Origin of the sequence: Paenibacillus sp. FSL F4-0100 (genome assembly GCF_037993005.1) — a bacterium.
GTDB lineage: Bacteria > Bacillota > Bacilli > Paenibacillales > Paenibacillaceae > Paenibacillus_AQ.
This window is the reverse complement of record NZ_CP150303.1, coordinates 5,179,635-5,203,913: the sequence shown is the minus strand read 5'-3', so window position 1 is coordinate 5,203,913 and position 24,279 is coordinate 5,179,635. Positions and strand designations below refer to the sequence as shown.

At 51.3% G+C, this 24,279-nt stretch carries 22 protein-coding genes and 1 pseudogene; 18 read left to right on the top strand and 5 right to left on the bottom strand.

Translation table 11 applies throughout. The features are described from left to right. Window positions 1-17: 17 nt before the first annotated feature. The 9 genes from plsX to ftsY all read left to right on the top strand — a co-directional run bounded on the left by plsX (window position 18) and on the right by ftsY (window position 11,035). Window positions 18-1,004, top strand: a complete 987-nt coding sequence (gene plsX / locus MHH48_RS23405) for a phosphate acyltransferase PlsX (RefSeq protein ID WP_076325030.1) — start codon at window positions 18-20, stop codon at window positions 1,002-1,004. Between the two features lie 8 nt (window positions 1,005-1,012). After that, on the top strand, window positions 1,013-2,002 hold the full coding sequence (locus MHH48_RS23400) for a beta-ketoacyl-ACP synthase III (RefSeq protein ID WP_076325029.1): 990 nt from the start codon (window positions 1,013-1,015) through the stop codon (window positions 2,000-2,002). A gap of 49 nt (window positions 2,003-2,051) precedes the next feature. Further along, the gene (fabD, locus tag MHH48_RS23395; protein ID WP_076325028.1) at window positions 2,052-2,984 is read left to right on the top strand and encodes an ACP S-malonyltransferase; all 933 of its coding nucleotides are present in this window, start codon (window positions 2,052-2,054) and stop codon (window positions 2,982-2,984) included. A 45-nt stretch (window positions 2,985-3,029) separates the two neighbouring features. Further along, window positions 3,030-3,779, top strand: coding sequence for a 3-oxoacyl-[acyl-carrier-protein] reductase (fabG, locus tag MHH48_RS23390; RefSeq protein ID WP_076325027.1), 750 nt, complete (start codon window positions 3,030-3,032; stop codon window positions 3,777-3,779). A 109-nt stretch (window positions 3,780-3,888) separates the two neighbouring features. Next, a complete protein-coding gene (acpP, locus tag MHH48_RS23385) occupies window positions 3,889-4,122 on the top strand; it encodes an acyl carrier protein (RefSeq protein ID WP_006211375.1) in 234 nt (77 codons plus the stop codon). Between the two features lie 161 nt (window positions 4,123-4,283). Then, window positions 4,284-5,522, top strand: coding sequence for a beta-ketoacyl-ACP synthase II (fabF, locus tag MHH48_RS23380; protein WP_076325026.1), 1,239 nt, complete (start codon window positions 4,284-4,286; stop codon window positions 5,520-5,522). A 12-nt stretch (window positions 5,523-5,534) separates the two neighbouring features. Beyond that, on the top strand, window positions 5,535-6,233 hold the full coding sequence (gene rnc / locus MHH48_RS23375) for a ribonuclease III (RefSeq protein ID WP_071220044.1): 699 nt from the start codon (window positions 5,535-5,537) through the stop codon (window positions 6,231-6,233). Between the two features lie 203 nt (window positions 6,234-6,436). Beyond that, the gene (gene smc / locus MHH48_RS23370; protein ID WP_076325025.1) at window positions 6,437-10,006 is read left to right on the top strand and encodes a chromosome segregation protein SMC; all 3,570 of its coding nucleotides are present in this window, start codon (window positions 6,437-6,439) and stop codon (window positions 10,004-10,006) included. Between the two features lie 27 nt (window positions 10,007-10,033). Continuing rightward, the gene (gene ftsY, locus MHH48_RS23365) at window positions 10,034-11,035 is read left to right on the top strand and encodes a signal recognition particle-docking protein FtsY (protein ID WP_076325024.1); all 1,002 of its coding nucleotides are present in this window, start codon (window positions 10,034-10,036) and stop codon (window positions 11,033-11,035) included. Between the two features lie 92 nt (window positions 11,036-11,127). On the opposite strand, the gene MHH48_RS23360 is transcribed toward ftsY, so the two are convergent. From MHH48_RS23360 to MHH48_RS23340, 5 genes are all read right to left on the bottom strand, one after another. Continuing rightward, a complete protein-coding gene (locus MHH48_RS23360; RefSeq protein WP_076325023.1) occupies window positions 11,128-11,331 on the bottom strand; it encodes a hypothetical protein in 204 nt (67 codons plus the stop codon). 63 nt (window positions 11,332-11,394) lie between these two features. Then, window positions 11,395-11,670 (bottom strand): hypothetical protein, encoded by a 276-nt coding sequence (locus MHH48_RS23355; RefSeq protein ID WP_256720743.1) that lies wholly within the window; start codon window positions 11,668-11,670, stop codon window positions 11,395-11,397. Between the two features lie 64 nt (window positions 11,671-11,734). Further along, a complete protein-coding gene (locus MHH48_RS23350) occupies window positions 11,735-12,745 on the bottom strand; it encodes a polysaccharide pyruvyl transferase family protein (RefSeq protein ID WP_076325021.1) in 1,011 nt (336 codons plus the stop codon). A 29-nt stretch (window positions 12,746-12,774) separates the two neighbouring features. Beyond that, window positions 12,775-13,947 carry a glycosyltransferase gene (locus MHH48_RS23345; RefSeq protein ID WP_076325020.1) on the bottom strand — a complete coding sequence of 391 codons (1,173 nt, stop codon included), beginning with the start codon at window positions 13,945-13,947 and terminating at the stop codon, window positions 12,775-12,777. After that, window positions 13,944-14,972 carry a glycosyltransferase gene (locus tag MHH48_RS23340; RefSeq protein ID WP_076325019.1) on the bottom strand — a complete coding sequence of 343 codons (1,029 nt, stop codon included), beginning with the start codon at window positions 14,970-14,972 and terminating at the stop codon, window positions 13,944-13,946. The genes MHH48_RS23345 and MHH48_RS23340 overlap by 4 nt, the downstream gene beginning before the upstream one ends. A 230-nt stretch (window positions 14,973-15,202) precedes the next feature. On the opposite strand from MHH48_RS23340, the pseudogene wecB reads away from it, so the two are divergent. The 9 genes and pseudogenes from wecB (at window position 15,203) to MHH48_RS23295 (ending at window position 24,215) form a co-directional block, all read left to right on the top strand. Further along, window positions 15,203-16,292: pseudogene (gene wecB / locus MHH48_RS23335) on the top strand (UDP-N-acetylglucosamine 2-epimerase (non-hydrolyzing)). 78 nt (window positions 16,293-16,370) lie between these two features. Beyond that, the gene (locus MHH48_RS23330; RefSeq protein ID WP_076325253.1) at window positions 16,371-17,018 is read left to right on the top strand and encodes a hemolysin III family protein; all 648 of its coding nucleotides are present in this window, start codon (window positions 16,371-16,373) and stop codon (window positions 17,016-17,018) included. A gap of 138 nt (window positions 17,019-17,156) precedes the next feature. Further along, window positions 17,157-17,513 (top strand): putative DNA-binding protein, encoded by a 357-nt coding sequence (locus MHH48_RS23325; RefSeq protein WP_076325018.1) that lies wholly within the window; start codon window positions 17,157-17,159, stop codon window positions 17,511-17,513. A gap of 21 nt (window positions 17,514-17,534) precedes the next feature. Next, the gene (gene ffh / locus MHH48_RS23320) at window positions 17,535-18,917 is read left to right on the top strand and encodes a signal recognition particle protein (protein WP_076325017.1); all 1,383 of its coding nucleotides are present in this window, start codon (window positions 17,535-17,537) and stop codon (window positions 18,915-18,917) included. Between the two features lie 48 nt (window positions 18,918-18,965). Further along, complete coding sequence (gene rpsP, locus MHH48_RS23315) at window positions 18,966-19,238, top strand: 30S ribosomal protein S16 (protein WP_006211361.1); 273 nt, start codon at window positions 18,966-18,968, stop codon at window positions 19,236-19,238. 21 nt (window positions 19,239-19,259) lie between these two features. After that, window positions 19,260-19,490: a KH domain-containing protein gene (locus MHH48_RS23310; protein WP_006211360.1), complete on the top strand. Its 231-nt coding sequence runs from the start codon at window positions 19,260-19,262 to the stop codon at window positions 19,488-19,490. A gap of 112 nt (window positions 19,491-19,602) precedes the next feature. Beyond that, complete coding sequence (gene rimM, locus MHH48_RS23305; RefSeq protein ID WP_076325016.1) at window positions 19,603-20,124, top strand: ribosome maturation factor RimM; 522 nt, start codon at window positions 19,603-19,605, stop codon at window positions 20,122-20,124. 3 nt (window positions 20,125-20,127) lie between these two features. Then, entirely contained in the window at window positions 20,128-20,943 is an 816-nt protein-coding gene (trmD, locus tag MHH48_RS23300) for a tRNA (guanosine(37)-N1)-methyltransferase TrmD (protein WP_076325015.1), read from the top strand. 188 nt (window positions 20,944-21,131) lie between these two features. After that, the gene (locus tag MHH48_RS23295; protein ID WP_083659785.1) at window positions 21,132-24,215 is read left to right on the top strand and encodes a collagen-like repeat preface domain-containing protein; all 3,084 of its coding nucleotides are present in this window, start codon (window positions 21,132-21,134) and stop codon (window positions 24,213-24,215) included. The last annotated feature ends 64 nt before the right edge of the window (window positions 24,216-24,279 follow it).

The window sequence follows — 24,279 nt, the reverse complement described above, 5'->3', positions numbered from 1 at the left end:
AAAGGAGGAAGTTTGGCATGAGAATTGCGATTGATGCGATGGGCGGCGACAACGCTCCCCAGAGTAACGTCGAAGGCGCGCTCATTGCTGCACAGGAATGGAGCGATACTGAGATCATTCTCGTAGGGGATGAAGCGCAGATTGGAGCACTGTTGAAGGACAAACCGTCCAATCTGAAGGTGGTTCATGCAAGTGAAGTCATAGAAGCGGAGGATGAGCCGGTAAAGGCTGTCCGCCGGAAGAAGGATGCTTCAATGGTTGTGGCTGGGCGCATGATTCGCGAAGGTGAAGCCGATGCCATGATCTCGGCAGGCAATACGGGGGCCCTCATGACGACCGGACTACTCGTCGTGGGCAGGATGAAGGGGATTGAGCGGCCTGCGCTTGCGCCAATGATTCCTACTCTCGATGGCAAGGGGATGCTCGCCTTGGATCTTGGAGCGAATATGGATTCGAAGCCTGAGCATCTGCAGCAGTACGCATTAATGGGCAGCCTGTATCGCGAGAAGGTGCATGGAATCACCAAACCTCGGGTCGGGCTGTTAAATGTCGGTACCGAGCCGGGCAAGGGTAATGAACTGACGAAGCATGCTTATCCGTTGCTGGAGGAGCTGCCCATTCATTTTGTTGGCAATGTTGAGTCCCGCGATGTCATGAACGGTGTTTGTGATGTACTCGTATGTGACGGGTTCTCGGGCAATATTTTGTTGAAATCGATTGAAGGAACAGCTGACGCACTCTTTTCGCTGTTGAAGGAGCAGTTCAGCAAGTCTTTTAAGACCAAGATGGCTGCCGCCTTGATGATGCCAGAGCTTCGCAGCCTGAAATCGACGCTTGATTATAAGGAGCATGGTGGAGCGCCTCTGCTTGGTCTGGGCGGTCTGGTCGTTAAGAGCCATGGTTCATCGGATGCGAACGCCATCAAGAATGGGGTTCGCCAAGCGCGGACGGCGCTGCAGAACCGATTGGTAGAGAGTATTTCGAATGAAATCAGCGGGAAGTGAGTGAGGAAATGAACAATTTGCGTCCAGTCGGTATTATTGGCACAGGCAAATACGTACCTGAAAAAATATTGTCAAATCGTGATTTAGAGAAAATGGTAGATACAAGCGATGAATGGATTGTCTCCATGACGGGAATCCGGGAACGGCATATTGCCGCTCCGCATGAAGCGACGTCGGATTTGGCTTACCACGCTGCTGTGAACGCGTTGAAATCAGCCGGAATGAACGCCGAGGATCTGGACTTGATTATTGTGGCGACCATTACGCCGGATATGTTCTTTCCATCGACCGCATGTTTGCTTCAGGATCGGCTTGGAGCCAAAAAGGCGGCGGCATTTGACCTGTCGGCTGCTTGCTCGGGATTTGTATACGGCCTGGCTACAGCTACAAATTTCGTGAAGACGGGCATGTACAACAATGCTTTGGTGATCGGGGTGGACTGCTTGTCCCGCATTACGGACTATACCGACCGTAATACCTGCGTTCTGTTCGGCGACGGTGCCGGAGCGGCGATTGTCGGCGAAGTGCCGGAAGGCCGCGGGTTCCAAGCCTTTGATCTTGGTGCGGAAGGTGCAGGTGGAGCGCATCTGTACATTGAGGCAGGCGGTTCGAGATTGCCTGCTTCAGCTGAAACAATTAACACGAATAAACACTTTATTTATATGAACGGCCGCGAAGTGTTCAAATTTGCGGTGCGGGTAATGGGTTCTGCCACGGAAGCTGTATTATCCAAAGCTGGCATCGACAAAAAGGATATCGACTTATTCATTCCTCATCAAGCCAACATCCGGATTATTAAATCTGCCATGGAGCGATTGGAGCTTCCGGAAGAGAAGGTCATGATCAATGTTGATAAATACGCCAATACCTCAGCCGCTTCCGTGCCGCTAGCTCTTGTCGAAGCACAGGAGTCCGGCCGCCTGAAAGAAGGAGACAAGGTGTTGATGGTTGGGTTTGGTGGCGGATTAACATGGGGTTCCTCCGTACTTATCTGGTAAACATAACAGCTTTTAGGCCTAGTGAAATAAGAGAAGGGGGCACACGATTTTGGGTAAAACAGCATTTATATTTCCTGGTCAAGGCGCTCAGTCCGTCGGAATGGGTAAGGATGCCTATGATGCGGTTCCTGCCGCAAGGGATCTTTTTCTAGCCGCGGATGATCAGCTTGGATTTCCGCTCAGCTCCATTATTTTTAATGGTCCTGATGAAGATTTGAAACAAACGGTAAACACTCAGCCAGCTCTACTCGCAACCAGCATGGCTTACCTGGAAGCCATTCGCGGAAAGGGGATCGAACCGGATTACGTTGCGGGCCATTCCCTCGGCGAATACAGTGCACTTGTATGTGCAGGCGTGCTTTCGTTCGAAGAAGCTGTGTCGATCGTTAGAGCCCGCGGAGAATACATGGAGGCAGCCGTTCCCGGAAGTCAAGGCGCAATGGCAGCCGTGCTTGGCGCAGATCGTGAGGCTTTGTCCGAGCTGTGCAAGCGCATTACGGCAGAGGGACATGTTGTAGAACTTGCGAACATGAACTGCCCGGGGCAAATCGTCATCTCGGGTTCAGCTCAAGGCGTCGCATCTGCTGCAGAAAGAGTGAAGGAAGCTGGCGGCAAGCGGGCTATCCCCCTGGAGGTTAGCGGACCCTTCCATTCGACCTTGATGAAGGAGGCGGCTGATCGGCTGGCTGGTAAACTGGAGCAGGCTGCGTTTAATACCCCTTCCGTGCCGGTAGTTGCCAATGTGACGGCGCGTTCGGTGGAAGATGCCGCTGCCATCCGCGGTTTGCTGGTGGAACAGGTATACTCCCCCGTGTTGTGGCATGACAGCGTGGAATGGATGATCGCTCAAGGCGTGGATACCTTCGTCGAGATTGGTCCTGGCAGTGTACTCAGCGGTTTGATCAAGAAGATTGACAAATCCGTCAAAGTCATTAATGTAAATAGTCTGGACAGCGTCAGCAGTTTGGAGACCGTAGTATAAATAACGATGGATAAAACCAGATCACTCTGGAAAGGAGGAATAGGTATGAGTGAAGCTCTAAAAGGACAGACTGCGCTTGTTACGGGTGCTTCCCGCGGCATTGGCCGGAGCATTGCTCTTGGACTTGCTGATCTGGGCGCTAACGTTGCTGTCAATTATGCAGGCAGCGAAGCGGCCGCAACCGAGGTTGTGGAGGCGATTCGCGCAAAGGGCGTATCGGCCATCGCGGTTAAATCCAACGTTGGACGGACTGAAGAAGTCGATGCCATGGTAAAGCAGGTGATGGAGACTTTTGGTCGAATTGATATCCTGGTGAATAATGCAGGGATTACTAGAGATAATCTAATCATGCGGATGAAGGAAGAGGAGTTCGATCAGGTGATCGAAACGAATCTTAAAGGGGTATTCAATTGTCTTAAGGCGGTGACGCGTCCCATGATGAAACAACGTTATGGACGCATTATCAATATATCCTCCGTTGTCGGAGCGCTTGGTAACCCGGGGCAAGCCAACTATGTTGCGGCCAAAGCCGGAGTCATCGGTCTGACCAAATCAGCCGCGCGGGAATTGGCTTCCCGTGGGATTACGGTGAATGCTGTGGCTCCTGGTTTTATCGATACCGATATGACCCGGGAACTTCCTGAGGATATGCGGGAAGGCCTGCTTGGCGGAATTCCGCTCGCCCGACTGGGTCAGCCGGAGGAGATTGCCGGCGTGGTTGCTTTTCTAGCATCTTCCAGTGCATCCTATATGACTGGACAAGTGCTGCATGTGGATGGCGGCATGTATATGTAGACGCCGCTACTGTTCCGGCGCTGGCCGCCGGGCATTAAATCGTTTTCAAATGCCTTCTATGGCAATTTGAAGTCATATCTCGTATAATTACCAAGAGGAGGTGAGCCGGATGTCCGATGTATTGGAACGCGTGAAACGCATCGTTATCGACCGCCTGGGTGTTGACGAAGCCGACGTAACATTAGAAGCATCTTTCAAAGACGACCTTGGAGCTGATTCTCTCGATGTAGTTGAATTGGTGATGGAGTTGGAAGATGAGTTTGATATGGAGATCTCTGATGAAGATGCGGAGAAAATTACGACCGTAGGTGAAGTTGTAAATTACATACAATCTCATACCTAAGTCATTACAGTTAAGTCCCGTTCTTTAGCAAGACGGGACTTCTCCACATTCAATCCAAGCTTTAGCACGAACAAGTGATAGATTATTACTGCCTTCGTTATCATGAGTCTGCGTGTGCGGCCTCATAGATGGACGGGCAGTCCACATAGAGGTGAGTCTGTTTGAAACATAGAGTCGTTGTAACAGGAATGGGAGTCATGACCTCGATTGGTCAAGACCTGGATACATTCTGGAACAGTTTGATGGAAGGCAAGTCTGGCGTATCCCGCATCGAAGCATTTGATGTGAGTGATTACACAACGCAGATCGCAGCATCCATGAAGGATTTTAATCCGGAGGATTACATGGATCGCAAAGAAGCCCGCAGGATGGACCGATTTGTACAGCTTGCGGTTGCAGCCGGTTCGAAGGCGCTTGAGGACAGTGGTCTTGAAATTGGAGTGAATGCCGATGCAGAGCGTGTTGGCGTATCGATCGGATCGGGTATCGGCGGTTTGGGAACTTGGGAGGATCAGCATAATATCCTGCTCGAGAAGGGCCCGAAACGTGTAAGCCCATTCTTTATTCCGATGATGATCGCAAACATGGCCTCAGGCCAGATGTCGATCAATCTGGGAGCCAAAGGTCCGAACACCACACAGGTTACGGCTTGTGCTACCGGAACACATTCGATCGGCGATTCATATCGTCTGATTCAGCGTGGTGATGCGGATGTCATGATCTGCGGCGGGGCGGAGGCAACCATTCGTCCAACAGGGATGGCTGGTTTCTGCGCTATGCGTGCAATGTCAACCCGCAATGACGAGCCGGAGAAAGCCAGCCGGCCATTCGATACCGGCCGCGACGGTTTTGTAATGGGTGAAGGCGCTGGCGTACTTGTGATCGAATCCCTGGAGCATGCGTTGAAACGCGGTGCCAACATTTATGCCGAGGTGGTTGGCTATGGCCTTAGTGCCGATGCCCATCATATTACCGAGCCGGATCCGGATGGAGCAGCCCGCTGCATGAAGATGGCGATCCGTGACGCAGGCATTGCGCCGGAGGAAGTGGATTACATTAATGCTCACGGGACTTCAACGCCGGTGGGTGACCGCTCGGAAACGAAGGCCGTTAAGATGGCTCTCGGTGACCATGCCTATAAAGTGGCCGTTAGCTCGACCAAGTCGATGACAGGTCACCTGCTTGGGGCTGCTGGCGGCGTTGAGGCCGTTATCTGCGGACTGAGCTTGAAGAACCAAATCATTGCACCAACGATTAACCTGGAGGATCAAGATCCGGAGTGTGATCTTGACTATGTACCGAATCACCCGCGTAAAGCCGATTTGGATATCGTCATGTCCAATTCGTTTGGATTTGGCGGGCATAATGCTACGATTATCCTGAAAAAATACGCCGAGTAAGGGGACAGTGTGTTGAGTGGAGATCTGAAGCAGTTACAGCATAAACTTCAAATCCAGTTTCGCAATGCAATGCTGCTGAAGCAGGCCTTTACCCACGCATCTTATGTAAACGAACATCGCTTCAGTCAGAGCCAGGACAACGAGCGTCTTGAATTTCTCGGGGATGCTGTTCTGGAGCTGACGGTGAGCGAATTCTTATACAACCTATTTCCGGACCGTCCGGAAGGTGAGTTAACCAAGCTGCGGGCCGCTATCGTATGCGAGCCTTCCTTGGTTCAATTCGCTGTAGGTCTGGATTTTGGACGTTACGTTCTGCTAGGCAAAGGAGAGGAAATGACGGGCGGTCGAACCCGCCCGGCTCTTCTGGCAGACGTATTTGAGTCATTTGTGGGGGCGCTTTATCTGGATCAGGGATTGGAAGCGGTTCGCCGGTTTTTAAGCGACCATGTCTTTCCCACGGTGACCGTCAACGGTCGTCCGCAGATGAGCGATTATAAGACCGAGCTTCAGGAACTGACCCAGCATCACGGCATGGGCGCACTGGAATATCGTATCGTAGAAGAGCGAGGACCGGCACATGAGCGGGAGTTTGTCTCGGAGGTTTACATGGGAAGCGAATGTCTTGGACGTGGAAGCGGCAGATCCAAGAAAGAAGCCGAGCAGCAGGCAGCGGCAGTAGCCCTAAAGCAGCTGAAACGTGCGGATGCCTAAAGCTTCGCTGATGTGATGACAAACAAAGAGCAAAGAGCAGTCAAGCGGATAACCGGACCCGGATAGGATGACTGTTTTTTGCTCTTTTCGTTGTCTGTCTTTATAAGGGACAGCTGCTTATAACGTTGATGGACCTCGTCCAAAGACGGCGGTGAAGCCGATTCTACTTGTGGTACAATAGCAGGAGAGGTGATAGGTCGAATATGTTTTTGAAACGGATCGAGTTAGCAGGATTTAAATCGTTTGCCGACAAGACGGAGATGGAATTTGTCCGGGGAATTACAGCCGTTGTAGGTCCGAATGGCAGCGGTAAGAGCAACATTTCCGATGGGATCCGCTGGGTGCTCGGCGAGCAAAGCGCCAAATCGCTTCGCGGCGGCAAGATGGAGGATATTATCTTTGCCGGGAGTGATGCGCGCAAAGCGGTTAATTATGGAGAGGTCTCCCTTACGCTGGACAACGAGGACCATGTGCTGCCGCTGGATTTTAACGAGGTAACCGTAACCAGACGGGTGCACCGCAGCGGGGACAGCGAGTATTTCATTAATCGGCAATCGTGCCGACTCAAGGATATTACGGAGCTGTTCATGGACACCGGAATCGGTAAAGAAGCCTATTCCATTATTGGACAAGGTCGCATTGAGGAAATTTTGAGTACACGTTCAGAAGATCGCCGGGGGATTTTTGAGGAAGCATCCGGGATCGTTAAATATAAATCTCGTAAAAAAGAGTCTGTGCGCAAGCTGGATGAAACGGAGCAAAACCTGCTTCGTATCCACGACTTGGTTACAGAGCTTGAGGATCAGATCGGACCGCTGAAAGAGCAGTCCGAGAAGGCTATTCGCTACAAGGAACTTCGGGAAGAGCTGAAGCACAAGGAAATCTCTCTGTATGTGTATCAGATCGAACAGATACATACCTCATGGAGCGAGGCCAATGCCAAGCTGGAGCAACTGAAGGAAGAGCAGCTTGCTCTGTCCACCGTTGTATCCGCGCATGATGCCAAGCTGGAGAGTGACAGATCGGCACTGCGCCAACTGGAGCAGGAAGTTGAGGATCTGCAGAGCCAGCTGCTCCAATTCAGCGAGCTGTTTGAGAAGAGCGAAGGCTATGGCGAGGTGCTTAAGGAGCGCCGCCGTAACCTGGAGCGTACGCGCGAGCAGTTGGAAGAAAGTTTGCAATCAGGCGATCATCGTTTGGGAGAGCGCGTAAGCGAGCTTGCGAGCATGAAGAGCAAGCTGCAAGAGCTCCAGCAGGAATTAACCCAGGTGCGGGATCAGCTGTCAGCTGAAGAAGCGAAGCTGGTGGGCGTAACCGGCGGAATCAGTCAGCAGCAGGAAGAGAGCTTGAAGGGGAATTTGCTGGAGCTTATGAACCAAATGGCTCAAGCGCGGAATGAAATCCGGTATGCGGACCAGCAGCAGGAGGCGCTGGACCGGCGGATGAATCGAGCACAAGAAGAGTCAGGTAAGTGGGAAGCCCTGAAAGAGGATTTGCTCCGCCGCAAAGAGAGTATCGATCGAAGCATTGAACGCTTCGGTAAAGAGATTGCCGACCTTCGCAGCGGTTATATCAGCGAGAGCGAGCGATATCAATCCCTGCAGAAATTGCAGGAAGAGACGCAGGGAGCCCTTCGGAAATGGGAGCAGAAGCGAGAAGCACAAATTTCCCGCCGCGATACCATGAAAGAGCTTCAGGACGATTTTGACGGATTTATGCTAGGTGTTAAGGAAGTGCTGAAGGCATCCCGCAAATCCGTGCTCCATGGCGTCCATGGTGCTGTGGCCGAGCTTATTCGTGTACCGGAAAAGCTTGAGCTTGCGATGGAGACCGCCCTTGGCGCATCGGTTCAGCATATCGTCATGGAGAACGAATCCGTATCCAGGCAGGCGATTGCCTTCCTGAAGCAGCGCCAGTTAGGTCGGGCGACCTTTCTGCCTCTGGACGTCATTCGTCCGCGGAACGTATCCGCATCCGACCGGCATTTGGCGGAAGGGGAAGCCGGGTTTGTAGGCTTTGGCTCCGAGCTGGTGAAGTATGATTCCAGATACAGCAACATCGTCGGCAGTCTTCTCGGCAATGTCGTGATCGCCGAGACCTTGGAGCAAGCGAACAAGATTGCTGCAAGATTCTCCTATCGCTTCCGTGTAGTCACGCTCGAGGGAGACGTGGTCAATGCAGGCGGATCCATGACAGGCGGTAGTCAGCACAAGAAAACGAACAGTCTGCTGGGACGCAAGCGTCAATTGGATCAGCTCGATCAGGAAATTTCGGAAACCGAGAAGCAGCTGGAGAAGCTGCAGCAGGGCATTGAAGGCGTCCGGAATCAAATGATTGAATCTCAGGATAAGCTGGACGAGCTCCGTAAAGCTGGAGACGATAAGCGGATTGAGGAACAGCAGGCTGCAGGGGACCGCAAGCAGCTTGAGCATGAGCTGCGCCACGTCCTCGAACAAGCCGAGCTGGCAGGCGAAGAGAAGAGCAGTCAAGAGAAGGAAGCCAAAGAGATTCAGGCAAGCCGTGAACGCGCGCAGAAGCTGTTGTTCGAGCTGGAGGAAGAAGAGAAATCAACCCATCTGGCCATCCAAGCTGCAGAGTTTGCCCGGAAAGCAAATGAATCGGCGAAGGAAGAGCTTCAGAGTCAGCTGACGAACCTCAAGGTTCGCGAAGGAAAGCTGGATCAGGAAACCTTCTCGCTGGAGGAACAGCTCAAGCGCCTTCAGTCGGATGTCGACAACCATGAGAAGGAGCAGAAGCAGAACCGCACGATGCTGGCCTCCGTTCAAGCCGACCTGAATCAGAACGAAAGCGAAAGCGTGAAGCAGATCAAGGATCTGAACCAGTACAAGCTGAAGAAGGAAGAGGCGACGCAGCAGCTTGAATTCAAACGGGCTGCACGCACCGCGCTAAGCCGGAAGCTGGAGCTGGAAGAGAGCGAAACCAAGGAACAGCGCACGCAGCTGCGGTCAGTGGATGATCAGCTTCGCCAGACCGAGATTGGGGTAAACCGGCTCGATGTTGAGCTTGAGAATATATTGAAGAAATTAAGCGAGGACTATGAGCTGAGTTATGAGCTTGCCAAGCAGCGGTATCCGATTCCGGAAGACATCACTGCCGCTCAGAACGAAGTGCGTGATTTGAAGAGGTCGATAACTTCCCTCGGAGATGTGAATCTTGGGGCCATTGAAGAGTATCAGCGTGTCAATGAGAGATATCTGTTCTTGAGTGAGCAAAAGGCGGATCTGGTTGAAGCGAAGACAACGCTGTACCAGGTCATTAAGGAAATGGACGATGAAATGTCCAAGCGCTTCAAGCTGACATTCGATGCGATCCGGCGCGAGTTCGGCACGGTATTTACGAAGTTGTTCGGAGGTGGACGAGCCGACCTGGTCCTGATCGATCCGGATCGATTGCTTGAGACCGGGATCGATATCGTCGCACAGCCCCCTGGCAAGAAGCTGCAAAATCTGCAGCTGCTCTCCGGCGGAGAGCGTGCATTAACCGCTATGGCGCTGCTGTTTGCCATTTTGCAGGTGAAGCCGGTTCCGTTCTGCGTACTGGATGAGGTCGAAGCGGCGCTGGATGAAGCGAACGTGGTCCGATTTGCCCAGTATTTGCGGGAGTTCTCTGAACAAACGCAGTTTATTGTGGTCACCCACCGCAAAGGAACGATGGAAGAGGCGGATGTGCTGTACGGCGTCACGATGGAAGAAGGCGGCGTGTCGAAGCTGGTGTCCGTCAAGCTTGAGAATGAGGAAGCGGAGATTGCCTAATTTAACATAACGACATGGAGGGTACGTATGAGCTTTTTTAAGAAGTTAAAAGAGAGCATTTCCAGCAAAACGGAAAACGTAACAAAACAGTTCCGCGACGGACTCGAGAAAACCCGGAAGGGATTTATCGAGAAAGTGTCGGACCTGGTGATTCGCCGGAAAAAGATCGATGAAGAATTTTACGAGGAATTGGAAGAAATTCTAATTGGCGCTGACGTCGGCGTCAATACCGTGATGGATCTGATGGACGATCTTCGTGCCGAAGTGAAGAAACGGCGGATTGAGGACGCTGCCGATCTGCAGCCGGTATTGTCAGAGAAGCTGATGGGACTCCTTCGTGATGACAGCAGCAATGAGCTGCGGGAGAATCCGGATGGCATTACGGTCATTCTGTTTGTCGGCGTTAACGGAGTCGGTAAAACAACTACGATTGGCAAGCTGGCGCATCGTTACAAGCAGGAGGGCAAGAAGGTTTTGCTCGCAGCGGGCGACACGTTCCGTGCAGGTGCGATTGAACAGCTGGAAGTATGGGGAGAACGGGTTGGCGTTGAAGTCATTAAACAGCAGCCCGGCTCAGACCCGGCAGCTGTTATGTTTGATGCGGTTCAAGCAGCGAAGCAGCGGCAAGCTGATGTTCTCCTCTGTGATACGGCGGGACGCCTTCAGAACAAAACGAATCTGATGGAAGAGTTGAATAAAATCTTCCGCGTCATTCAGCGTGAAATTCCGAGTGCCCCGCATGAGGTACTGATGGTCCTTGATGCGACGACAGGACAGAATGCGCTGAGCCAAGCGAAGCTGTTTGGGGAGAAGAGCGGCGTGACCGGCCTCGTATTAACCAAGCTGGATGGCACGGCTAAGGGCGGCATCGTGATCGCGATTCGTCAAGAGTTGAATATTCCGGTGAAGCTGGTAGGCTTGGGAGAGAAAATGGGCGACCTCCAGACCTTTGACTCCGAGCAGTTCGTTCATGCCCTCTTCGCGGGTTTGATTAAAGAAGAAGAGAATGCTGTAGAACAACAAGACTAGACACTGGTCTAATCGAATATGTATATAGAAGGACCGAAAGATATACTTTCGGTCCTTCTTCATGTTCGGCTCGATCTGCGGGCACATGCTTCTTATGAAGAGACGATCCGAACGAATTCAATTGAACGAAGCGGGATAATGGCCGTATCTGTAGGAGGACCATAGATAATGGGCGGTACTTTTAAGGTGATGGTTCCTTCGCCCACTTTGGTCAGCGTGCCAATGATCACATCTCCAGGCACCATTACTTCGGTTTCCGAGCCGATAAATCCCTGCAGCCAATCCACGTAGCGCATATCGGTTAACCTCCTTGCCGTAATGAAAGTTTGAAGCTGAGGATCCAGCATCATTCGAAGGAATTACTGAACGGAAGTAATATTGGCGAATGGAATCAGCACAAGGTCACCAGATGCCTCACGGAGCTGAACACCATCTTCAGCAGTAGCCAAAACGACCCCTTCCAACGTGACAAACGTTGTGCTGACCCGGACTTGTTGGCCGGTACGGACTTCGAAAAATTGAGTCAGCTCCGGATTAATCGTTAAACCCGTGAGGACCTGACTTTCCAATGATTCTACCCGTTCGGTTAATTGACTGGTTTCCTGGCTTAGAAGTTCGACCTGCCGTGTTAACATCTTGACTCGCCTTGCAAGTCTTCTGCAGAACAGGAAGCAACACATAGTCATTCTCCTTTCTGTATTACCAACGGTTGTGCTCTTCGATATGCTTCTTTAAATCCAGAAGCGAAGCAGTGCTTTCTTCCTCCGCCGTGCGGATCATGGGCATAATCTGCTGTACATGACCAGGGCCGTATTTAAGGAAGGTTTCGGTTTTATCGATCAGAACATCTAGTGGTTGACGATAATCCGTAAAGTACTGACCGAGTTGAAAAGAGCTCAGCAGGCTTTGCACTTTGCTCATGGTGCTAAGTGCCAGTACAGGCTTGCCGCCACGTAAAGCGGATAGCGACGGGTGAAGCTTGAAAGATATCAAATAGTCGACAGATTGAATGAAACGGTAAGTGAGCTCAATGTCCATAAGAAACGGCAGCGTCTCAATGGAAGCGCCAGGTGTGGACTCCTTTACCTTTTGCTGCAATTGCAGACATGTGTTGTAATCGGAGTACGCGTTGCCCGGATGATGAATGACCGGGATAAGGACGGCATGATAGCCTTTGGCGATAAGATGTGCCAGCAGTTTGGTCATGTTGTCCATCGGAAATGATTCATAGGAAAACACAACGACGCCAATCGTTGGACGTTTAGAGAAACGTTTCACCGGGATATCGGGCTGACGATAGCCGAATACCATGTCAGGGGCTGTTTCGACATTCCGGTGGAAGCCTGCCCGCTTGGCGATGGCCGACGATCGTTCATCCCGGAACACCGCGCGGTTGGCCTTGGAGATGATATCCCGATAGGCGGATACCTGCTCTTCAGGCCAGGTGTGTTCGGGGTAGGCATCCACAATGCCGACGCCATAGACCCAAGTGGGCTGTCCTACGAGCTGAGGGGGGAAGTAATAGGGACTGAACGAGTAGGGTGTAATTAAATCTCCGCCACCGATGATGAAGGCATCCGTCTGACGGGGATCCAATCGGGAGTTCCAGGGATAGACGTGATGATCATGGAATACTTGGCGAAGGGTGTGAAGAAATAAATCATCACCGAAGTTTCCCATTCCATAGTACCCGGAAGCGGCAATATGCATGTACGTATCACCTCCTTTTCAAGCGCTGTCTAACTCTTGTGTGCTTGCTGACACCAGGCTTCGAAGAGGCTGCGGTTACGTTGGCTGGTACTGCTGCCATAAATGACGCGATGATACAATACGGCATCGACCTGAATCGGTGAGCTGTGCTTAAGAAGCCTGGTAATGACATCGATATCTTCGAAGATACGTCCGAAGCGATTCTCCCGATCCCACCAGCCGCCAATGTCGATTAGGGATGACTTTCGATACATACGGGGGATGAGCGGGTGGCCGTGTAGATTCGTTCGATTTAAGGAAGAAGACCACGCCGAATAAAGCTTGCCCGAATCAACGTTTCTTCTCCATAGAGGACCGAGCTGCCGGGTGCGTTCCCAGCATCCATACCGGCCCGTGGCCATCCTGCTGTCCGGATTGTTGTCAAGCGCTTTGGACAGGAGTGCGGCCGCATCGGGAGCCAGCCAGTCATCGCCATCCAATTCCAGAATATATTGACCATTTGCTTCGAAAAGCAGCCGATTCATCATGATCGCCTTTCCGCGGTTACGCGATTGAGACAGAACCCGAATTCTGCTGTCAAGATAAGCACAGGCTTCCTCCAGACTATCGTCTTCAGAGCCGTCATCACCTATTAGCAGCTCCCAGTTATCGCTTGATTGTGCCAACACGGAACGGATGCTCCAGCCTAAAGTGTTCTTCATATTGTGAATGCTCATCAGAATGGAGACGACAGGCTGCTGAGGAATTTCAGGGGATAAAGACCCTTTGGAGCTGGTGGTGTTATCTCGCATCCTTGTTGCGGACAGAATAGGGAGAATATACTCCAGATCCTTTTGATACTGGGGATTTTGCGTTGGGTCCAGATGCATCGTAAGGCTTGAGTCTTCGGACAGCAGATCGTAAGGCAGAAATTTGGCAGCCGGAAGCCTGTTATTCCAGTAGGTAAGAGCAGCAAGCAGCCAGGATTTTCTCCAATATAGCGGGGCACCGTTCATGCATATACAGACAATATGATCTGGAATTGGGGTTGGCATCGGAATGGAAGTCTGTGCGCTCTTATTGGAAAAGGACAAGTTACCGCCCCATAGAATCCACTCACGGTCTATTTGTGAGATTTCCTGAATAATTTGTTCGCGATAGGTAAACGTATCGGTGGCTCTGTAGCCGAATGGCTGCGTACATAGTTTGGCATAGGGTTTCAATGGGAGCTCATGCCTTTGTCCAGGATGGCCTGCCGAATCACTTGATCGGCTTTCAATCCGCGTTCAACCCAGCGATTCTCTCTGGCGTAGGCAATGCGTGCCAGCTTATGCTCTGCTGTATCCGGGTGATGCAGCATGGAGGACAGCTTGCCCAAGAAATCATCATGGGTTGTCGCTGTGGTAACATGCGGCTCCATGGCAATGCATTCCGGCAGAGCTGTTGATAGTACGCGAACACCGGATGCCATATACTCGTACGCCTTGATTGGATTGGTTGCCAGCGTAATCGGATGGTATTGGAAGGGGATCAAAGCAATGTCAATATGAGTCAGATAACGTTTGAGCTCCTGGTGCGGCTTTTCACCGAGTATATGCACATTGGGAAGCTTCGAATAATCGCCGGAGCTGCCGTAAGGAGCTCCAATGGAAACGAATTGGACGTTCGAGAAACGAAGGGCCGCTTTAGCAAACAGCTCATGATCTACCCAATACGCCCAGGCGCCGATATAAGCCACAACAGGACCCGGAGGGAGATCGGCGGGCCTTTCACTGAATGGAATATGAAAAAATGAAGAGTCAGCGCCATTCGGGATCAGGGTAAGCGGTTTATCTGGATATGCCAGGGACAACCGGGTGTGAATCACCTCTGCGGTACATACGACATGGTCCGCTTCATCAATCATTTTAGGTTCATATTTTGCCCAATGCGGAAATTCATCACAGCAGTCGTAAATTGTGATGTCGGGTTTGAAAAGTGTAGAAATGCGCGTACGGAGTTTAGACCAGGTCGTCCAGACGACAATCGGATGTTCTTTGCGAAGGGCAGGCAATTTTTTGTGCAGAAATGTTTTGGTATCTGTGAATAGGAACACATTTGGTTCAATTTCTTTGAACTCCTTATCCAGCGGTGCCAGGTTTTCGAAGAAAACCTGATGACCAAGCGCGCCCAATTGAGCCATTAGCTGCTGCGGTCTCTGTTTCATATACGACCAGTTCATTGTTCTCGGATAAATGATAACAGCCAAGAGGTTTCCTCCTTTCTTTGTACTCGGATAATATATGCATTGCTAGCTTCATAGAATTGGACGGATGAGCCGAATGACCAAAAAATGGTTGATTTCTACAAGCATACTCATGACCGGAACGAATCTATCAATTTTCCATATAATGCTTAAGATATGAGGTTTCAGATCTATCTTTTCATATAAAACGAGGGGGAGTGAAGGTTCGTGAATCAGAAAAATGTTCTTGTTATATTCGGAACGGGCCGGAAGCGATCAAAAGGGCACCTTTGGTCAAGGAATTGGAGTCAGCCCCGGGATTAACTCCAATCGTATGCGTAACCGCCCAGCACCGGGCGATGCTGGATCAGGCGCTTCGTTTTTTTGAAATCCAGACGCAAACGGATCTGAATGTCATGAAGGAAGGGCAATCCTTATACAGTCTGAGCGCTGACCTGCTAAAAGGGATGGAGAAGGTATTCCAAGCGAGAAAACATGATCTTGTGCTGGTCCACGGGGATACAACGACAGCATTTATTGGTGCTTTGGCAGCTTATTATGCGAAGGTTCCGGTGGGACATGTGGAAGCAGGGCTGCGGACGTATGATAAATATGCACCGTTCCCAGAGGAGATGAACCGGAGTGGATCGGCAGAGTGGCGGATATGCACTTTGCCCCGACGGCACTGTCCGCAGCAAATCTCAAAGCCGAGAATCGTTCGGCTCATGTGTATGTAACGGGAAACACGGGAATCGATACGAGAAGTGGACACTCCAGGCTCCTTTTGAGCATCCGATACAGAACAAGTTACGGAAAGATAGCCGACTCATACTGATGACGATGCATCGGCGGGAGAATTGGGGAGAACCGATGAAAGGGGTGTTTGAGGCGGTGAAGCGGGTGATCCAGAAGCACCCTGACATTGAAGTGATATATCCGGTCCATCCGAACCCTGTGCTGCAGGAGGCGGTCGCGCAAGAGCTTGAGGGATACGAGCGAATCCACTTGACCGAACCGCTCGATGTCGTTGATCTCCATCATATTATGCAGCGTTCCTATCTGGTCTTGACCGACTCCGGCGGTATACAGGAGGAAGCTCCGTCCCTGGGGAAGCCGGTTCTGGTGCTGAGGGATAAAACCGAGCGCCCGGAAGGAGTCACTGCCGGTACTCTAAAATGTGTTGGTACAAAGTGTGAAGCGGTTCAGGCTGGAATAGAGCAGCTGCTGACGGATAAGGAAGCGTACCACAGCATGGCAAGAGCCCATAAACCGTTTGGCGACGGGACCGCGTCCCGCCAAATCGTCAGCGCCATCCAGCAATTCTTCCAATCGCAGGGCGGCTGATATAGGGGGCGGTTTTGATTTTGCATGCCCGCAGCGCGTATAATGAAGTATAAGATTTCAAGCGAAAGGATACCTGTTATGGCCAATACTTACACATATCCACGCAGAGAAGAGATAGCGAATGCAATAACACATGGCATAGGAGCGGCACTAAGCGTTGCAGCACTGGTGCTCCTGATTGTTTTTTCAAGTTTGAAGGGCACTGCCTGGCATGTGGTTAGCTTTACGATCTACGGATCGACGATGCTCCTGCTGTATTTGAGCTCAACGCTCGTACACGGCTTGAGAGACGGGAAAGCTAAGGATTTCTTTGAGTTTATGGACCACTCCTCCATTTACTTGTTTATCGCAGGGACGTATACGCCTTTCCTGCTGGTTGCCATCCGGGGAACGCTGGGCTGGAGTCTCTTCGGGATCGTATGGGGCGTTGCGCTGTTTGGTGTCGTATTTAAAGCATTCTTCGTCAAGAAGTTTCTGTTCCTCTCCACGGTATTTTACATTGCGATGGGCTGGTTGATCGTCATTGCCTGGAATCCGTTAACGGCGGTTGTAGCGCCGCAAGGTATGAATTTGCTTGCCATTGGGGGCGTGCTGTACACGCTGGGCACTATATTCTATGTATGGCGGGGTTTTCCTTACCATCATGCCATCTGGCATTTGTTTGTGCTGGCGGGTTCGATTCTCCACTTTTTTGCGATACTGATCTACCTTCTTCCTATCGGTTGAACGGGCAGGATGAAGGCTTCCTAAACATGAAGAAGGATGACAAGGGAAATGGCTTGACATCCTCCTTTGTTTTTTGTATGATAAGGTTCGTTAAGCGAACTGTAAAGTGTTTTTCCTTGACGAGGGGGGTGCCCTTAAATGAGTCAGGAGAATCGGCTCGAGAAGACGAACCGGATCAATTTGCTGTTCGATTTCTATGAGCAGCTGCTGACAGAGAAACAGCAGACCTTTTTGAAATATTATTTCCATGATGATTTTTCCCTTGGAGAAATCGCAGGTGAATTTGAGATTAGTCGTCAGGCCGTCTATGAACATATCAAGCGTGCAGAGCAGGTGCTCGAGTCCTATGAAGAGAAGTTGGGGCTCCTGAGCAAGCATGAGACGCGCATCCGGGAGCTGGATAAGTTTCGGGAAATGGTGGAGAGTAGCGACCTGGGTGAACATGATAAGAATGTAATGACCGATATGGTTGAGCGATTAAAGGTATGGGATTAAGTATGAACGGAGGTGGCGGATATGGCGTTTGAAGGATTGACCAGCAGACTACAGAATGTGTTCAGCAAGCTTCGTGGTAAAGGCAAGGTGTCCGAAGAAGATGTAACAGCCGCCATGCGTGAAGTTCGACTCGCGCTTCTCGAAGCCGACGTTAACTTCAAAGTGGTTAAGGATTTCGTATCCAAAGTAAAAGAGAAGGCCATCGGCAAGGAAGTGATGGACAGCTTTACGCCCGGCATGGTGATCATTGACATCGTTAATAAAGAGCTGACGGAGTTGATGGGAGGAAGCCAAGCCAAACTGGCGAAGAGCAATAAGCCGCCAACGGTCATTATGATGGCCGGTTTGCAAGGTGCCGGTAAGACAACGACTTCGGGCAAGCTGGCCAAGCTGCTTCAGAAGCAGAACAGCCGACCGCTGCTTGTTGCCGGCGATATCTATCGTCCTGCTGCGATCAAGCAGCTCGAAGTACTCGGTGATCAGATCAACGTGCCGGTGTTCTCCCTGGGAGATAAGACAAGCCCAGTGGAAATCGCGAAGCAAGGCCTCCAGCATGCCAAAGATAATGGTCACGATTATGTCATTATCGATACTGCCGGTCGCCTTCATGTCGATGAAGAGCTGATGGAAGAATTGAAGCAGATTCACAGCGTCGTAAATCCTGACGAAGTTCTGCTTGTCGTTGACGCAATGACGGGTCAGGATGCGGTGAACGTCGCGGAAAGCTTCAACCAGCAATTGACGCTGACAGGTGTCGTACTCACGAAACTGGACGGGGATACCCGAGGCGGTGCCGCCCTCTCGGTTAAGGCGGTTACCGGATGTCCGATCAAATTCGCGGCGCTTGGCGAGAAGATTGATGCGCTGGAGCCGTTCCATCCAGAACGGATGGCATCGCGGATTCTCGGAATGGGCGATATGCTGTCTCTTATCGAGAAAGCACAATCGAACATTGATGCAGACAAGGCCAAGGAAATGGAACGTAAAATGCGTAATGCCGAATTTACGTTCGAGGATTTCCTGGAGCAGATGGATCAGGTCAAGAAGCTCGGTCCTCTGGATCAGCTGATGGATATGATTCCGGGTATGGGCAAGATGAAGCAAGCCAAGGATCTCAAGGTTGACGAGAAGCAGATGGGACGCATCGAGGCAATTGTCCACTCCATGACAACGGCGGAGAAGCAGCAGCCTGATATCATCAATCACAACCGTCGTAAACGGATTGCGGCAGGCAGCGGAACCTCGCTAGCTGAAGTGAACCGGCTCATCAAGCAGTTTGACGAAATGCGCCGCGTGATGAAGCAGTTCTCGGATATGATGGGTCCTAAAGGCGGCAAGAACAAAGCGATGAAACAGCTAAAAGGCTTGACCGGTGGGAAAGGCATGAAGTTTCCATTCCGTTAAGTCTCGGTCATATCGAATGGACATTTTTTGAAGGAGGTGAATTTTCAAATGGCAGTACGTATTCGTCTGAAACGCATGGGTGCTCACAAGGCTCCTTTCTACCGCGTGGTGGTTTCTGATTCCCGTTCCCCACGTGATGGCCGTTTTATCGAGGAAATCGGTTATTACAATCCGGTTGCTCAACCGGCTGAAGTTAAAATCGATGAAGAGAAAGCACTGAACTGGCTTCAAAATGGTGCGCAAGCATCTGACACGGTTCGCAACTTGCTTAGCAAAGCGGGCGTAATGAAGAAGTTTCATGAGCTGAAGCATCAGAAATAAGACTGATCGCGAGGGTTATCTATGGAAGAATTAGTTCGCGTTATTGCTAAGGCTTTAGTGGATCATCCAGAAGATGTGACTGTGAAAACCGTTGAGAAGGAGCACTTGATTGTATATGAGCTGTACGTGCATCCTGACGATGTCGGGAAGGTCATAGGCAAACAAGGGCGTATCGCCAAATCATTGCGTACAGTCGTAACATCGGCGGCGGTTAAAATGGATAAACGGGTGACCGTTGATATCATTTCTTAAAATATACGAAAGGGGGTTAGGATGCATGTCCTAGCCCTTTTTCGTACATGCTGAAGAAATCAGCCGGTCAAACCAGCTTAGAACGTTTATTAAGTGATGCAGGAGGAAGACCATGTCTGAAAAGTTGTTAACTGTAGGGAAAATCGTGAATACGCACGGCATCCGCGGGGAAGTTAAAGTCATGCCGCATACGGATTTTGCTGACCAGCGATTTGCTCCAAAGAGCCAGTTGTATATTGTCCCGGACAAGGGGAGCAAGATTGAAGTAACGGTGGATACATCTCGTTTTCATAAAAACATGTATATCGTTAAATTCAAGGAGCTGCATGGCATCAATGATGCTGAAAAATATAAGGGCTCGCTGCTGAAGATCACAGCGGATCTCCAGGAAGAGCTTCCGGAGAACGAGTACTATTTCCATGAGATCATTGGCTGCAAGGTGATGACCGACGAAGACCCTGCCGAGGAGCTTGGCTTGATCACCGAAATTTTGACCCCAGGCGCGAATGATGTGTGGGTTGTCAAGACACCTGAGGGAAAAGAAGTTCTCCTTCCGGCCATACCGGATGTCGTACTTGATGTAGACAAGGAATCGAAGCTTGTTCGGGTGCATCTCATGGAAGGGTTGTTATAGTCCATGCGGATCGATGTGCTGACGCTGTTCCCCGAGATGTTCGATGGTGTGTTTCATTCGAGTATTCTGGGTAAAGCAGCCGAAAAACAAATTGTGAACTTGAATGCCATCAACTTCCGCCAGTATGCCGGAAATAAGCACAGTCAGGTCGATGATACTCCATATGGCGGCGGTGGGGGGATGGTGTTAAAGCCGGACCCGATTTTTGCTGCGGTAGAGGATATCCTTGCTTCTGATACGGATGAAATTTCGAATCATGAGGATGGGGCTAATCCTGCCGGAAAGATTCCAGTGGAAATTTCCGGAACAGCCAAGCCTCCGCGAGTCATTCTGATGTGTCCGCAAGGAGAGACCTTCACGCAGAAAAAGGCCGAAGAGTTGTCTCAGGAAGACCATCTGGTGTTTATATGCGGTCATTACGAAGGTTATGATGAACGGATTCGCGAGTTTCTTGTTACCGATGAGTTATCCATCGGGGATTACGTGCTTACCGGTGGAGAGCTGCCAGCGATGGTTGCCATTGATTCAGTGGTCCGATTGCTGCCGGGTGTACTAGGCAATGAAACGTCAGCGGTGACGGATTCATTCAGTACCGGCCTGCTGGAATATCCGCACTATACCCGTCCGGCTGAGTTTCGCGGCTGGAAAGTGCCGGATATTTTGTTAAGCGGTCATCATGCAAATATTGACGTGTGGCGTCGGGAACAGGCGCTTAAGCGGACATGGGAGCGTCGCCCTGAGTTGTTAGACAAGCTGGAGTTGTCCAAGCAGGATCGGGCATATTTAAACAAGCTTCAGCGAGAAGCGGGATCCTCATAAGCTTTTTTGTTTAATCTCACGAACAGATCTGTAAGCACAGGTCTGTTCGTTTTTTTTATTTCTTGAATGTGGCTAGTATGTAGTAATATGCACGTTTCATGTTTGCACCTGAGAACAAAATTCGTATGAATTGAATAGTGTGATAAATAGGCGTTTGCGGATGCATTAATCGTAAGGGGTGAAATCGATTGAGGCAAGAAAGAAGGAAACGTAGGAACAGCAAGGTTGTAATTCAAGGACTTACACCCGGACGAATCCGTGTCGGAAGGAACCAAGCCACTCCATTCGTTACATTGATCCGTCAATTAATATCACTGTTACACGCATTTGTGGAACAGCCGGTTAACGAGGATTTCACACTTATCAAAATACAATTGCAGAGCCTTAACGATCTGGTCTCGGAAATGAAGTTCTCGCTGCGGGAACGGCGGGGTCTTAGGCAGGTTGTACAGCAAATCGCAAGGATTTCCAATTCGGACAATCTGGAAGGGATTTTAACAAGATTGAATGAAGTCATGACGTTGTTTCAAATGTATGGAGAACGAATTGGGGTCGGCGGCGAGATCGGTCCGGATATCGCTGCTTTGCAAAATGGTATTCAATCAAGGCTGGATAATGCGTTTCCGAGTGCGGATGCTGTCCCTCTAATCAATTTAATGAACAATCTGCCTTTTTACATTATGAATGCAACGACGAATCCAGGGGCCGGGTCTCGTCAGCAGCTTACTGAAGTACTTCAGGGAATTAACCAGCAGGCTGCGAGATTAGGGAGTTCCGGACAACAGCTGGGCAGGCTGCAACAAGCAACGGATGGAATTAATGCATCGTTGCGGAATGGGGCGTCGCCTGAACATTTGAATGAACAGTTGATCAACTATACGAATGCTCTTTCAGGAACGATAGCGACATTAAGCATTCCGGTGGCTGTCCAAGATGCTGCTCTGCAATCTCTGCCAGCTGTAGCAAGGACGAGCGCTGAAAGTGTTCAAGGTCTCACGATCCAGGAAACGTTGGAAGACGTGCCAGGTAACGATCAGCCGGGCGTGATTGGAGCGACAGGAGCCACGGGTGTGACTGGCCCGAGAGGCATTGCAGGTGCTACAGGAGGGCCCGGATTGGACGGCGTGCCGGGAGCAACTGGCCCGACGGGTGCGGTGGGTGCTACAGGTCCAACAGGTCCGGAAGGACCGCCAGGGGCACCTGGCGGGATAACAGGAGCGACCGGACCGACTGGTGAAACCGGTGCGACTGGAGCAGTAGGCGAGACCGGGGCAACGGGAGCCACTGGAATAATAGGCGCAACTGGAGCGACGGGTGAAGTAGGTGCTACAGGAGTAACCGGCGTTACGGGGCCAGCAGGAGTAACGGGTCCGACAGGAGCGACTGGAGAAATTGGTGCAACAGGAGTCACAGGAGCAACGGGAGTGACTGGATTAACAGGCATGACCGGTGCTACGGGTGCAACTGGCGCTACAGGGCCAACGGGAACTGCAGGACCAACCGGTGTAACAGGCCCGACTGGAGCAACCGGAGAAGTAGGGGCTACAGGAGCAACAGGCGTTACCGGGCCAACGGGAGCTACGGGTCCAACAGGAGCTACGGGAGCTACGGGAGCAACCGGTGTAACAGGCCCAACTGGAGGGACGGGAGAAGTAGGTGCCACAGGAGTAACCGGCGTTACGGGGCCAACAGGAGTGACGGGAGAAATTGGTGCAACAGGAGTTACAGGAGTAACAGGAACAACGGGAGTGACTGGATTAACAGGTCCGACAGGTACTACGGGAGCAACTGGAGTTGCAGGAGCAACCGGTGTAACAGGTCCGACAGGAGCGACGGGAGAAGTAGGTGCCACAGGAGTAACCGGCGTTACGGGGCCAACAGGAGTTACGGGTCCGACAGGAGCAACCGGAGAAATTGATGCAACAGGAATTACAGGAGTAACCGGAATAACAGGTGTAACTGGGGCAACCGGAGCAACTGGTGGTACTGGGTTAACGGGAGTTACAGGCGTAACTGGAGCCACAGGCGCAACGGGCGCCACGGGAGCAGCAGGAGCGACGGGAGTAACAGGTCCGACTGGCGTTACAGGATCAGCAGGAGAAACTGGAGCTACAGGAATTACGGGCGTCACAGGAGTAACGGGAGCAACAGGAGAAACAGGCGCTACGGGACCAACAGGCTCGATTGGAGTTACCGGAGCCACAGGCGCAACAGGAGCTACGGGAGAAACAGGAGCAGTAGGTCCGATAGGAGCAACAGGCATAACCGGAGCTACTGGTGTCACAGGAGTGACCGGATTGACAGGCGCAACAGGAGCAACGGGAGAAGTAGGTGCCACAGGAGTAACCGGGGTGACAGGTCTGACAGGAGCAACCGGAGAAATTGGTGAAACAGGGGTTACAGGTGCTACTGGAGCAACAGGGGCGGCCGGAGTAACTGGGGCAACCGGCGCAACTGGTGATACTGGGTTAACGGGAGTTACAGGCGTAACTGGATCCACAGGCGCAACGGGCGCCACGGGAGCAGCAGGAGCAACAGGAGCGACGGGAGTAACAGGTCCGACTGGCGTTGCCGGAGCAACTGGTGGAACTGGGCCAACGGGAGTTACAGGAATCACAGGAGCAACCGGTGTAACAGGCCCAACAGGAGCGACGGGAGAAGTAGGTGCCACAGGAGTAACCGGGGTGACAGGTCCGACTGGCGCTACGGGTACAACTGGCGCAGCAGGCGTTACAGGGCCAACGGGAGCAACAGGAGCGACGGGAGTAACAGGTCCGACTGGCGTTGCCGGAGCAACTGGCAGTACTGGGCCAACGGGAGTCACAGGAGCCACAGGTCCAGCAGGTCCAACCGGTCCGACGGAGGCGAATACGCTTATCGGCGGCAGCGTGTTGTATGCCAGTAATGGAGTCACTCAAAATGTGGCTACTAATTCACCTGTAACATTCTCGACGAGCACACTTCAAGGTGTAACATATAATGGTACAACGACGTTGACCATTGTGACAGCGGGTTTTTACTATTTAGATTGGCAGATATCGCTCGAAAATGGCCAAACCGCTCCCAACACGTTCGGAATCTTCGTGAACGGGAATATAACCAGTACGGCGAACATGAACTCGAATTCAACCACTGCCGAGGTATCAGGATCTGCGGTCATCAATTTAAGTGCCGGTAACACCGTAGGGCTCTATAATTTATCGCCAGTCAGCAAAGCGATTAATGCTCCTCAAACTGGCGCAAGGATTTCTATCTTTAGAATTGGCTCTTAGCCCAGATTTGTATACTTCAGTGTCATATTTTTTAATATTGCTGATACAACTCCTGCGTTGATGG